The following is a 13161-nucleotide window of genomic DNA, read 5'->3' as shown; positions in this document are numbered from 1 at the left end:
TCCCAGACGGGTGGCGCCACGCAGGGTCCGGGCGGCATCAATGGCACGGACATCAACAATTACTTCGGCACGCTGATTCTCGAGGTTCCGTCCGGTGCCGCGGGAACCTACACGATCCCGCTCAAGAGCGATCCGCTGACCACCTTCCTGGCCGACGAAAACTCTCTCACGCTCCTGCTCACGCTCAACCCCGGCGTCATCGCCATCGCCTGCCAGACCAATGCTGATTGCGACGATGGAAACGCCTGCACGAATGACACATGCAATCAGGAAAGCCAGTGCGTGAATACGCCGAACTACGACCCGGCGCAGTCGTGCTGCAATCCTGCGGACGGAACATTGACGCCCCTCAGCGACAATAACGCCTGCACGGATGACGTGTGCGATGCCGGGACGGGCGTGGTATCGCATCCGCCGAAACCGGCCGGATCGACTTGCGGAAACTCGGCCGACACACAGTGCGACAACCCGGACTCGTGCGACGGCGCAGGCGTGTGCCTCTCCAATTTCGAGCCGTCGGGCACGGCGTGCGGCGATCCGACCAGCACGGACTGCAACGGCGCCGATACGTGCAATGGTTCGGGCGTTTGCCTGAACAACTTCGCCACCGCGGGAACGCCCTGCGGTGATCCGAGCGATACGGACTGCACGAATCCCGATACTTGCAGCGGCGCGGGTGTATGCCTGAGCAATAACGCGTCGAACAGTACTCCGTGCGACGACGGCCTCTTCTGCAACGTCGGCGAAGCATGCTTGAACGGCGTCTGTACGGGGGGAGCGGCCCGCAATTGCAGCGACGGCTTGCCATGCACCTCGGACAGCTGCGACGATGTCAATGATGTCTGCGTCAATGATCTGGATCCGGGCAACTGCCTGATCGGCGGCATGTGCTATTCCGACGGGCAGCTCGATCCCGCCAACGATTGCCAGGAGTGTGACACGGCCTCAACGACCACGGACTGGACCTTCCTCAACCCGGGTACGGCCTGCGACGACGGTGATCCCTGCACGGGAACGGGACGTCCCGGCATCGGCATAGACACCTGCGACGGCTCGGGCGTGTGCTCGGGCACGCCGGATCCGGAGTGCAACGATCAATGTTCCTTCGCCATCCCTTTGGTCGAGGGTAGCCAGAACAGCACCATCAGCGCGGGTGGCAACGATGATGTCGAGGCAACCTGCCAGCCGAATTCGAACAACGACATCTGGTTCGTCTACACCGCCACGTGCGACGGGCTCGTCTTCATGAGCACGACGGGCAGCAATCTGGCACCGTCGAACGACACCGTTCTCAGCGTGTACGACGAGTGCCCCGATCAGTCCGGCGTTGAACTGGCTTGCGACGACGACAGCGGCGCGGGACTTCAGGCCGCGCTGACGCTCAGTGTTGTCGCCGGCGAGGATTACTTTGTGCGTATCGCCGGATTCGAGCAGAATGTCGGGCCTGTCGTCATCACCGTCGAGACCGTTAACGACTGTGTCATCGACGGCGTCTGCTACGCCGCCGGCGAACTCAACCCGATGAATGACTGCGAAGCCTGCCTGCCACTGCTCTCGTCTCTTGACTGGTCTCCGCGAGCCGAGGGTTCGGCCTGCGGCGATCCATCCGATTCGGAGTGCGACGGTCCCGACGCGTGCGACGGCGCCGGTTTTTGCGAAGTCAACAACAAGCCGGACGGTATCGTGTGCGCCGATGACCTCAACGTCTGCACTTTCGACGTGTGCCAGGCAGGCGCTTGTGCCCACCCGCCTGTGGCCGAGGGTTCACCCTGCGGCGATCCCACGCAGCTCGAATGTGATAACCCGGACACGTGCGACGCGGTTGGTGTCTGCCAGTCGAACTTCGTCGCAATGGGAACGCCCTGTGGTGATCCCGGCGATGACCAGTGCGACAACCCCGACACCTGTACCGGTGACGGTTTCTGCGGGCAGAATTTCGAACCCGACGGAACCTTCTGCAACGACAATGACATCTGCACCAACGACGACCAGTGCGTATCGGGCCTGTGCGAGGGAACGCCCATTCCCGAGGCGCCGCTGGTTGACGAAAACGGACCGCGGTCGGTGCTGGCTACGCCCCAACCCCCGGCGTCCATTGCCCCCGTGGCCCTGCGGGTGACCTCGCCGGATTGGCCCTGCCTGGACAAGTACGTCCAGGCCAATGGAACGCTGGCCGCGGCGCCGGTGTTCCAACTGCCGTCCGCCTGGGGAACAATTTCCCTGGTCGGACCCGACATGGTGCCCAGCACGACGTACGTGATCGAAGCTGAATGCGGCGCGTTCACGTCACCGGCGGGGATGGCGCAGACGTGTAATTGGTGCGACATCAACTGCGACGGTGCTGTGAACGGTGCCGACATCCTGTTCCAGGTGAACGGCTTCCAGGGCGATTTGGGCCTTGGGGTCTCGTTCGAGGCCATGGACGTGCACCCGTGCGCGCCCGACCATGTCATCAACGGCTTGGACATCCTGCGCTGCGTGCTGGCCTTCCAGTTCCAGCAAACCTACGCGGACACGGGATGTCCACTGCCGTGCCCGTAGGAGGCATGGACTGGGGAGCGCCCCACCGAGAGGCGACGACGGCCGGCCCGGTTCTCCGGGCCGGCTGTTTTTTTGGATTTCGGCCCTTTCCGCCCAGGAACAAATCGAGCCCTCTGCCGAACGGACAGGTTTTCAGCGGGTGCTTCTGAAGATAGATTTGACGACGTGGAAACAGCATCGGCCTGCCGATCTTGTTTTCCGTCTGTTCATTGGCCGTGCATCCATTCTCTCAAATGAGGAGAGTCCGTACCGTGAACGCCGCAGTCATTCTGACCCTTGTCGTTTCGGGACTGTTGATACCGACCCAGGCGAATGTCGCGCTCCGCATGCCGACGTACTCGTTGGAAGCGGTCTCGATCAACGATCATCCGCTGCCGGGAGGGCCTTCCGCACGGGTTGAAGTGATGCCCGGCGACGTCGTGCGCGCAGAGCTGTATATTCGCGATTGGTCACCGTTCGGCGAGCAGCTCTCTGGAGCGCAAGCGCAACTCGACGCCGCCAGCTATTACAGCGGCAGAAAGGGTACCGTCGCTCCGCTGCACTTTCAGGAACGAATGGATGCCGACCAGGACAACCCTGAGGCGTTCTTTATTGACGTCACCCATCCCAAGTACATCCACAAAGGCAAACAGGTGCTCCCCATCACCGATACCCGCTCTGTCGAGGGTTATCGATGGTTGTCCATCCAGATCAGGCCGCCGGGTCCGCTGAGCGAACAGAATGGCGAGAAATTCTACGTCGGTACGGTGCTCCTCAAGGTCTCGGACAATGCCGAGGGCATTTTCCGGATCCGGCTGCGGTTTGAAGGAGAGGGCACGATTCTGATCCAGGATTCAGGCGCCCCCGTGGAGCCCGTTGACGCGGAGATTCTGGTCCTGGATGTCGTTCCGGCAATCGAAAGCGGCGAGGTCGAAGACACAATCGATCAGCTCAATCGGTCCGACGCGGCCACGCGAATTTCGCAAAGTTCCGTTTCACTTGCCCGCCTGCTCGAGCGGCGCAGCATGACCCTCGCGCGAGATGCATCGTCGCAGTCGGCACAGTAGATCGGCGGCGGGCAAACCCGGTGAAGATCGAGCGTTAGGGGCCCTGCGTTGACGCGCTGGATTTCGCGGGCGGGATCGCCAGCCGGGCCCACTCTCCCCGACGCAGACGCGCAACCTGATAGGACGTCGCGGGACCGAGTTCCTCCAGGTGTGCTTCCGGAGCGGAGACCTCCTCAACCCTCAGGAGTTCACGGGCCACGTCCCGCCGACCGGCGCTGCGCGGGATGACCGCCAGCAGGTGATCCGCGGCAAGAAACGAGCGGATGGCATTGTCGTCCGCGGGCCGTGGCCTGCCACCAATGATGTTGCGATCGGCGTAGGATCCCAGCAAGGCATCCTCCAGACCTTCTCGACGACAGCGAGAGGTCAGCACCGCATACACCGTGGCCTCACCCGCAAACACGCCGGCGTCGGCCTTCGCGAGACCGTCGCTTCCGACCAGAACCGGATCGTCTCCGAGCACTCTTAGGTCGTTCAGCAGCCTCGCCGAGTAGGATGCATCGGCCCAAACAAAGACGGCATCGACTGAGCCCGGCGCGACTGACCCGATACCGCCTGGGTCGCTTGATGGCAGCCCCCCTTCGTCATCACGCCAAATCTCAACTATCGCGTGGAGAACACCCCTGGAGACTCCCTCCTCCGCGCATGCCAACCATTGCCGGGCATGCCAGTCCTCCGCCCAGTTTGCGCTGCGAACGATGAGCGGCCTGCGTATGTGGTGCTCCCTCACCACCCACGCAAAAACCGATCGAAGCAGCGCCGGGCGGTCGTCCCAACAGGGAAACCACCACGCGTGGGGAGAGACTGGCCATGATTCGATCAGGTCCAGGGGCGCGGCGTTCACAAACGGAATGCGTGTTCGGAGGATGGCGAGTTCCGCAATGCGCCTTTCGGGACCCAACGTGCCCACGATTGCGGTCACGTCATCCCTTGTAACGAACGTGCCCAGATCATCCTCGGGCAGGCCCCATCCGTAACGCAGCAGCGGATGGGTATACGTGGTGAGCTTCGTTCGCCCGGACCCCGGAGGAACAGTCCGCCGGCGCGACTCGAGGGCAAGCTGCACGGCCAACAGATCGGCGCGGGGTAGCGTCGGCGGGTCGAAAGGCGCTCCGCCCGGAAGGGTCATCGTCCGAGCCCGCGGGCCAAGTATGCCGATGCCCTGATGGCGAGGTTCGGCATCAGGGCGCGCGTCAGACGCGGCGCGTGGCACATCGGGCTTCTCATTGTCAATGGACGCCAATGCGAGTCCGGCATCCGTACCGATCCAGAGCCGGCCGCGATCATCTTGTGCAATAGCGGTAGTGTGATTCGATGGCAGCGCGATGTCGGCCGATTCTACATCGCTTTCCGCGGCAAGGGACGGGAACCGTTGAGGCATCGTTGCGCCGGTGGACGGCCGTCGCCAAGCTGACCATCGATCTTGATCTGCATCCAGGAGCGCGAGTATCCCCTGGTCCGTTGCCAGCCAAGGCTGACCATCCACAAGCACGATGTCGAGCGCCATGGGAGCGCGACCCGCAACGCGAGGGATGGAATGAAGTCGCCATTTCCCTTCCCGCAACCGTTCGACTACTTGCCCGCGCCAGACCCACCAGACCCGGTCTCCGTCCGCGACCGCCAATCCGATTGACGCTTCAGCAACCGGTGATGGAAGCCGCGCCTTGTCCCTCGCTCCCGGACGGTCGCCGAAGGACACGTTGATGTTCTCCCACTGGCCCCGGATCAATGCCTTCCGCAACAGGGGCCCGCGCCAACACACCGCCAGCAGGCCTGTGTCAGTTTCCACGAGATGATTGACCGCGATCTCCGGTGCATCGGCCCGACGAGCAAGCTGCAATTCCCAGGAATCATCGATCGGATCGTAGACGCTCAGGCCGCCATTGGTCGCGGCGTAGACCCTCCCGCCGTGCAAAAGCACATCGAATACAAGGTTCCCCGCCAAACCGCTGCTGATCTGATCGAAGACATCAAATCGCCCGGCCGTGAAGCGAAACAACCCCCCGCCAAGCGTTCCCAGCCAGACATCGCCCGTGGCGTCATCGACATCGATGGCGGAAACCACAGGAAACGGGAGCCCATCGTCGCGTGTCCAATGGGTTAGACGACCGCCATCGATTCGCGCCAGCCCGCGATTCGTACCGACCCAAAGAAGCCTTTTATGTGCCCGAAGCGCAAAGATCTCGTCTCCCGGGAGGCCATTGGCCTTCGTGTAAACGTGCGCAATGCGCAGCGAGGGAACCCCCTCCGCAAAACTAGGCAGGCAGGTCACGCTCAACAGCAACAGGCCCGCCCAATGGCGACAGTACCATCGCCCTTTGGCCGCCTTTCCATGCCGGAGAGCAGGAGCCATACCGCCTGAGAATCGTTCCGACCTCTTCATAGCGATTTTAGGTAGGCGATCAGATCGTTGAACTGCTCTCGCGTGAGGTCGATCGCCCGTCCGTGGTCCTCCGTGGGATTGAATCGCGTCCAGATTTCCTCCAATGTCCGCGCGGCACCGTTATGGAGGTAGGGAGCACCCTGGCAAATGTTGGTGAGATGCGGCACGTCGAATTCGAGCAAAGGAGTCCCGCTTTCCAGATAGTAGAGCGTCCCGTGGTCGCCGAATTCGTCGTAGTTGAAGAGGTCGAAACGATCGAGCTTGACGGGGTAGTCAAACCACATGGCGTTGCGCAGCGGCGTGATCTTGCGGTTCGTGAAGTGGGGGCTGTCGTGGCAGGTCGCGCAGCGGCGCTGAGGTGGGATCTCATTCCCGCCGTTGTCATGCGTGCGATGGAATACGAGCCTGCCGCGGTACTGACTCGTCGAGAGGCCTTCGGGGCGGCGATAGGGATTGGGCGGAAGTTCGATCGTAGATTCATACCATACCAGCGCATTCAGCTCGTCGGGCGCGAATGGTGCCAATCGCGTGAAGAAGACGGAGAGTCGCGCACCGCATTGCCGCTGGAGAGAAGGATTGGTTCCTTCCCACTTGAACGGACCGGTGTCGAATATCCCTCTCAAGGTTCGGTTGTCCATGGGATGCATGCCGATTCCGTCGGCTTCGATATCGAACGAGAGTCCGTTCAGATGACCATCCGGATGGCAGCTTGCACAGGAGAACTGCCGGCCGAAGGTTATCGCCGCAGTGTGAAAGAGCCGCTCCCCGCGACGAATAATACTGATTTCCTGTGGACCACCGAGTGGAATTGTGCTCGATACCTCCCAGTTTGTCGTCTCGATTACCGAGATGGAATCGTCGAGCGCGTTGGCCACGTACGCGGTTTGCCCGTCGCGCGAGAAGCTGACGCCTCGCGGGCTGGCACCGACATTGATGCGCTTCAACACGAATCGTTCGCAGTAACCGAGATGATTGGGCAGCACGTCCCGACGCTGCTCGTCCGTCAGACCGTCGATCAGTGCAAGCAGCGCATCGACATCTATCACCGCGACTTCGTCCGCGCCGGCCGAGGTGACCAGGGCAAACCGCCCGTCCGGACTGACCGCCACATCGGTGGGATCGGGAAACGCACTTGCCGGTTCATCCAGCAGAACCTGATCGATCCGTCCATCGGCGCGGAGCACGCCGAGCCCGCTACTGATGACCCAATCCTGCTGCAATTGTGTGATCGGAACGAGATTCTTGGTCCGCACGAGCGCGAAAAGGAACGCGTCGCGCCCCGGTATCGAAGCGATGCCCTGGAGCATATTGGCCCCGGGAACCGCCAGGCGCCGGGCCACGCGGCGCGACTCGAGATCCAGCACGGTCAGTTCGGACCGCGGGGGGTCACGGAAGGGAACGTAATCCGGCCGCACACTCGTAACCACGGCGTGCCGTCCATTGCCGGAAACGGCGGCGGACCACGGCCCCATGCCCGCAGCTAACCACTTGGTTTCCTCAGAAGTGCCAATATCAACGACGGAAACCGCATCCTGTCCGGTATTCAAGACGTACAGCGTATCGCCGGCCGGATCGATCACGAGCCCGTGCGGTTCGGCCCCAACGACAATTCCTCCCACGATATTCAGGGATGCCAGATCGAGGACACTGACGGTCTCCTCCAGCCGATTGGAGACGAACGCTAATCGGCCCTGCGGGTCGACGGCGACATCCTGCGGGCGGCGACCTGCCGGAATCTCCCCGATAGCGCCTTCCATGGGGTCGACAACAATCATCGAATTGGACTGCGCACACGCAACCAGCAAGCGGCCGTCCGGCATTACGGCCAGGTTCACTGGCGTCTTGTAGTGACCATCATTCGGGGACAGGCGAAATCCATGTTCGAGAACCTCGCGATGGGAATCACGCGGACGGTGACAGGTGTCGCAGTCCATGCGATCGCCACGTCGCACGTCGACGGCACGGTCCATCCATGTCGGCTCTGACGAAAGCGAATGACCGAGTCGTCGGCGCTCGATGTGCACGCTGCCCGGGCCATGGCACGCTTCGCACTGCACGCCGTCTTCCGGGCGGAACCCGGACATGTGCCAGCGCGGCCCCTCGTCCGCGCCCGTGGAATGACATCCCAGGCAGAGCCGAGCTTTGCGCGGCGCATCACCGACCCCGCAGAGTGCGGCAATGTGTCGCGCTTCCGGCTTCGACAGCGCTGCGTACGCATCCCGATGCCCGGCTATGGGGTCCATTGCGCATGGCGACGCGGACGCGCCGTTTGAATGACACTCGATGCAGATATTCGGGCCGACGAATCGGGGAAGTTCTTCGGAAACGTCCGGAGGGCTGAAGGATTCGCTCTGGGCGTACGAGCACGTCACGACCACCGGTGCCAAGGCGAACCAAAAAACAGGACTGAACAGGCTCGCGCGACGTGCATCAGCCTGCCGGAACCGCGTCACGGTCGATCCTCCTCCGCTGCAAGGCCTGTCGTGTCGCCGCCTTCTCGATGCTCCGCGGGCAGCCGGAGAACATGCGGTGGCTTTCGCAGGGCAAGAACGTGTCGGTTAGGTGGCGTCAGTTCTCGATCCTCGTGACACCCGATGCACCCGCGATGCTCGCCGGGCATGATCCAGAACCAGTTGTGCATTGCCGCAATCGACCGCCCCTCGCCATCGAGCGTTTCGAGACGAAGCGGCGTCATTGCCGGAACCCGTCCGTAGAATGATCCGTCGAACTCGACGGGCAGCGTACCCAGCGCGACCTCTTCCGCGAAGTCCGACGGCACGGCGTACACCCGTACGGAGTGAATCCGACCCCGCTCGACCATTGGCGAAACCGACCCATCAGCCAGGTAGACATCAAGCCCGTAAAGCTCACCTTCATCGAGTTCGTCGCGCACCACGCTGGAGCGTCCCGCCGGCATAGGCCGTGGCTCGACCACGACCGGGTCCAATTCATGCCATCCTTCTGTCACGATCACGGGGGCCCATTGTCCCGATGTGTCCGCTTCGGCGAGGAACAGATCAAACGTCGCGGCATCGCGCGCCCGCGCAGATAGGAGAAGCCGCTGATCCTTCATCGGCCACAACGACGCGACAGACGTCCCGACTTCGGTCGCCAGTTCAGTTCGTTTGACCAGACTGCGCGCTCGCGGAACTGTAGTGATCTTGTCGCCATCGGTGCCGGATTCGATGAAGGCCACTCGATCCCGCCCCAGCGGGCGCAGCCCGAAACGAAACGCCGGTGCATCGTGCATGGCGGCAAAGGGAAACAAGCCCACACCGTCAGGGAACACGGTCATCAGTCCTGTTTCCCTCACGCGGAGATCCGCTTCACCCGACGTCCCCGCCAGTCCCGTGGCAAACACGAGGCGCCCATCCGAGATCAGCACAGGATCGAATGATCCAAGAAGGTTGAAGGTGATTCGCCGAAGGCGGCTTCCGTCAAGCCGAACCGTATACAGCGCGGGCGGCAGACCTGCCGCCGGACGGCTCACCAGACCAATCTGCGGAACGGGTGCATCGGCATCGAGCGTGTAGATCGTCGAGAGGTAGATCGCTGCCAGGCAATCCGTCGGACAGGCCGCGACAATGCGCGGGTTTGACCCGTCCGTCCCGACTTCCCACGCGCGGAACGGTTCGTTGGCTTCACGGCGACCGACAAAGAGCAGTCGCCGGCCGTCGTGGGAAATGTCAGCGCGTCCCGCCGAAAGAAGACTCGGCGCCAGATCGACCGCTCCGCCGGATGTTCCCGGTGCAACGAGCCGTGCAAGGCGACTCCCATCGGGCAGCGGCTTCCGCCGATCGACGAGATTCTCGCGGGCTTCCTCATCGACCGCCTCGGCCGGGACGCGAGTACACACGACGGTTGCGTCCGGGAATTGATGCGTTGCGGAAATGCTGGCCAAAACGGGAAAATCAACCAGCAGCCAGAGAACCGGGCCGAGGATGAAATGACATGACACGCGAAACTGCCCGCTTGCTGATGCGGCGCCCCGCTCCCCCGCCGCAAAGAACTGAAAACCTATTTCGCCCGATTGCGGTAGAGCTCCGGGTCGACCACGGCGCGCATGGCGTCGGTGTTCAGGCGCCCGTCGAAGAACACGTTCAGTCGATCGATCACCGGACCGGGCGCGGTCATCACATCATTATAGCTCACTTCCATCATGCGGAAGTTCTTCCTGCTCCGCACGAACTGGAACACCTTGTCGATCTGCATCTGGAAAACCTGCTTGATCTTCTCTGCCGGGAGATCTCCCACACCCTTCTGATTGCGCTCGAGCATCACGTTCTGCGACTTGACCACCTCATCGAGATGGCGGCGCATAAACACCACGCGATAATCGTGGGTCTCCGGCAGATCGAGCAGGAGCAGGTGCACCATCTTCACCACCTTGCCCGGCGCGCCCCTGAGCCAAGACGCATCCTCCTTGGTTTTCTTGACGGGCTCGAATTCGTAGTAGCCCTTGGGATTGTCCTCGTCGGCCGTGCGAATATTGTCCGTCAACGCTGGAATTCCGCCGTGATCCAGCATCTGCATCATCATCGATGTGCCCGAGCGCGGCAGACCGGAAACGATGGCAAGATAGTCAGCTTGAGCCTGGTTCATGTCGCTCCCTGCGCGCTCCTTCTTGACCCCAGCAAGACAACGCCGTTACGGGACGGTCTGCGTCGCGGTGGCAATGACCGCCGGTGTCTGATCAGCCTCGTCGAAAAGCCCGACAAAGCGGTCGGCCAACTCCCCCTCCTCCGAGCGCAGCAGCTCGACGAACGGCGTCGCCACGCTCTGGAACAGAAGTTCAGCTGTCACCGTAAACGGCCCCGACGCGTCGCCCAGGTCGATGTTATAGGTGACCTCATCCGAACCGCCGCGAAAGTCCGTATCCGTCGCGGCCGAACCCACTACGGCGATATCGGCACTGGCGATACTCTTGTTGAAGCCCGCCGGAAGCAGACGATTATCCTTGGCATAGCTTGCCGCGCGCAAGAGCGCATAGGTCGGCTCGCCGTCGGTGTTCTCCATGATGGACTGATAAATCTGGACCTCGTCCTCGCCCACGATCACGTCGTGATGCGGTTCGAACGTCATCGGATCGACATCGGCGTCGTCGCCCGCGATGCGACCGTCCGCCAGCGGAGCGCCCGATTCGAACACGATCGCGCCCGCGGCGTCGCGAACCACGAAGTGGATCCACACCCGCCGCGAAGGGAATCCCGTGGGCAGCTTGTGCCCGGAGAGATTCGTCACCAGCACCGTGGCCACAAGCCCATCGGCCTGCTGCCGCACATCTTCGAACGCCAGCGTGGCCGTTTCATTGCCCAGGAACTCTTCCGTCCGGGCGATCGCGTCATTGAATTGCGCCGTCGAGGCGGTCAGGTTCAGCGTGTCGATGTTGTCCCGCAGCAGCCGGAGCATGAAGACATTGCCGCCAAGGAACACGTGCCGGGCGAACGGCGACCGTCCCATCAGACTTGTCGGAACCAGAGACAAGGCGACTTCGCCGGAAGCGTCAGGCATATGGCACTGCTGACAGGTTCGATCTTCCCCGATGCCGTCGCCGTACTCGCTGAACTGCCACTCCAGGTACTGCACCTGTTCCGGAAACGTCTCACCCGTAAGTTGACCCGAGCCATCCACCACCGGTGTGAATAGCGTGTGGCACGTCGCGCAGAGACCCGACTCCGTCACGTGCGCCCCTTCCACCGGCAGAAACGCCACCGCCCCCTGCATGATTTCCGGCGACTGCGGCTCCGGAAACGGACCGAAGATAATCCGGTCAGGCGGTTCGGTAGTCGTGTCGATAACATAGGCGCCGCTGAAACTCGCCGGCCCGTCGACCAGGAAGTCATCCTGGATCTGATGGCAGAGCGTACACGACACACCGTCCATCGCGGCCTCGTGGAGCGGGTTCGCCGGATCAATGAACCCATCACCCAGGATCGGCGCCAAGCCGTCGTTGACGGCATTCTGGACCCGCGCCATGGGCATGTGGCATACCGCGCAAACGTCCTCGATCACCGCCGCCAGCCCCGGATTCTGCGCCACCTCCGACTCGACGGACGCCAGGAAAAACGGATCCCGCCCCGCGTGAGCCATCATCGTCGCGCGCCACTGGTTGGCGATGGACACATCGTTGCCAATCTCGTCCCGCAGGTCGTTATGACAGACCGCGCAATTCCCTGATCCCGAAAAGTCGGCCGTCTCGAACCGCGAAAGCGGCAGGCCCGGCAGGTCCACCATCCCGTTGTCGTTGTCATTGTCATTGGTATTGTCGTTGCCGTTCGCGTTGTCGTTGCCATTCGCGTTCGTATTCGTATTCGTATTTCCATTGTTCACCGGAACGCACGACAGCGCGACAAACAGGAGAGCGGCGAACACCGAAACAAGCCGAGCAAGAATACGAGCGCGGGATTCAAAAGACAGGCACATTGGCGGACTCCACCATCAGTCCGCGCCGTCCCCCGCTTCGCACCGCCACGCAGTGGGGTTCAGGCGCGACGGCATTGTGGCCCACTTGACCGCCGCGGGCAAGATCGTAGCCTGAGGAACCGCCGGAACACGGAGTGGCACACCCTCGACTTCTAAGACGTGAAAATCGTCCAGGTACTCGAGACCGGCGACCTGCCCGGCTGCGCTAAGGAGGTGAAGCAATGGCTCGCTGGCCCTGGTTCGAACGCAAATTCGAGTTCAATTTCCCGCCCGCGAAATTCCCCGACCTGCTCGAGCGCTGGCGGGGAACGCCCGCGCGCATCGAGGAACGCGTCCGCGGATTAACCCGAGACGTGCTCGTCCGCCGGCTGGGTGAGACGTGGTCCATTCAGGAGAACATCGGCCACCTGCTCGCGGAAGCGACCCTGCCCGAGCAACGGCTGGCGCAAATTCTCGCTGGCGAGGCGACACTCGTCGCTGCGGACGTGAGCAACCGGCGCACCCACCATGCCAGTTTCAACGATCGTGAAATCGGCGAACTCCTGGCCGCGTTCCGAAAGCGCCGCATGGGCCTTGTCGCTCGCTTCGAGGCCGTGAACGAGAGCGACTGGGGCAAGTCGGGCCTGCATCCCCGCCTCAACCAGCCCATGCGTATCGTTGACCTGCTCTACTTCGACTGCGAGCACGACGACTACCACCTGGCAAGAATCGCCGAACTCATCCGTACGTTCTCAACCTTGCCCCTTTGACTACGGCACCCGTTGAGGT

8 protein-coding genes are annotated in these 13161 nt (G+C 62.4%); 3 read left to right on the top strand and 5 right to left on the bottom strand.

Translation table 11 applies throughout. The features are described 5' to 3' along the window. Together J5J06_18560 and J5J06_18555 are read left to right on the top strand one after the other, a co-directional pair. The coding region (locus J5J06_18560; protein ID MCO6439100.1) for a hypothetical protein at nucleotides 1–2541 on the top strand (2541 nt) is incomplete at its 5' end. Nucleotides 2542–2792: 251 nt separating this feature from the next. Beyond that, complete coding sequence (locus tag J5J06_18555; protein ID MCO6439099.1) at nucleotides 2793–3587, top strand: hypothetical protein; 795 nt, start codon at nucleotides 2793–2795, stop codon at nucleotides 3585–3587. A 34-nt stretch (nucleotides 3588–3621) separates the two neighbouring features. Here J5J06_18555 and J5J06_18550 read toward each other — a convergent pair whose 3' ends face one another. From J5J06_18550 to J5J06_18530, 5 genes are read right to left on the bottom strand one after another with little or no spacing between them, the layout of a single operon-like run. Then, entirely contained in the window at nucleotides 3622–5940 is a 2319-nt protein-coding gene (locus J5J06_18550) for a hypothetical protein (GenBank protein ID MCO6439098.1), read from the bottom strand. Nucleotides 5941–5966: 26 nt separating this feature from the next. Further along, nucleotides 5967–8423, bottom strand: coding sequence for a beta-propeller fold lactonase family protein (locus J5J06_18545; protein MCO6439097.1), 2457 nt, complete (start codon nucleotides 8421–8423; stop codon nucleotides 5967–5969). Further along, nucleotides 8420–9928 carry a hypothetical protein gene (locus tag J5J06_18540; GenBank protein MCO6439096.1) on the bottom strand — a complete coding sequence of 503 codons (1509 nt, stop codon included), beginning with the start codon at nucleotides 9926–9928 and terminating at the stop codon, nucleotides 8420–8422. The genes J5J06_18545 and J5J06_18540 overlap by 4 nt, the downstream gene beginning before the upstream one ends. Before the next feature lie 59 nt (nucleotides 9929–9987). Continuing rightward, nucleotides 9988–10572: a sulfotransferase family protein gene (locus J5J06_18535; protein MCO6439095.1), complete on the bottom strand. Its 585-nt coding sequence runs from the start codon at nucleotides 10570–10572 to the stop codon at nucleotides 9988–9990. A gap of 45 nt (nucleotides 10573–10617) precedes the next feature. Continuing rightward, nucleotides 10618–12393 carry a hypothetical protein gene (locus J5J06_18530; protein ID MCO6439094.1) on the bottom strand — a complete coding sequence of 592 codons (1776 nt, stop codon included), beginning with the start codon at nucleotides 12391–12393 and terminating at the stop codon, nucleotides 10618–10620. Between the two features lie 221 nt (nucleotides 12394–12614). Here J5J06_18530 and J5J06_18525 point away from each other — a divergent pair, with 221 nt between their 5' ends. Continuing rightward, entirely contained in the window at nucleotides 12615–13142 is a 528-nt protein-coding gene (locus J5J06_18525) for a DinB family protein (GenBank protein MCO6439093.1), read from the top strand. The last annotated feature ends 19 nt before the right edge of the window (nucleotides 13143–13161 follow it).

It is taken from the genome of Phycisphaerae bacterium (genome assembly GCA_024102815.1).
In the GTDB taxonomy this organism is placed as follows: domain Bacteria; phylum Planctomycetota; class Phycisphaerae; order UBA1845; family UBA1845; genus JAGFJJ01.
This window is presented reverse-complemented; position numbering and strand designations above follow the sequence as displayed.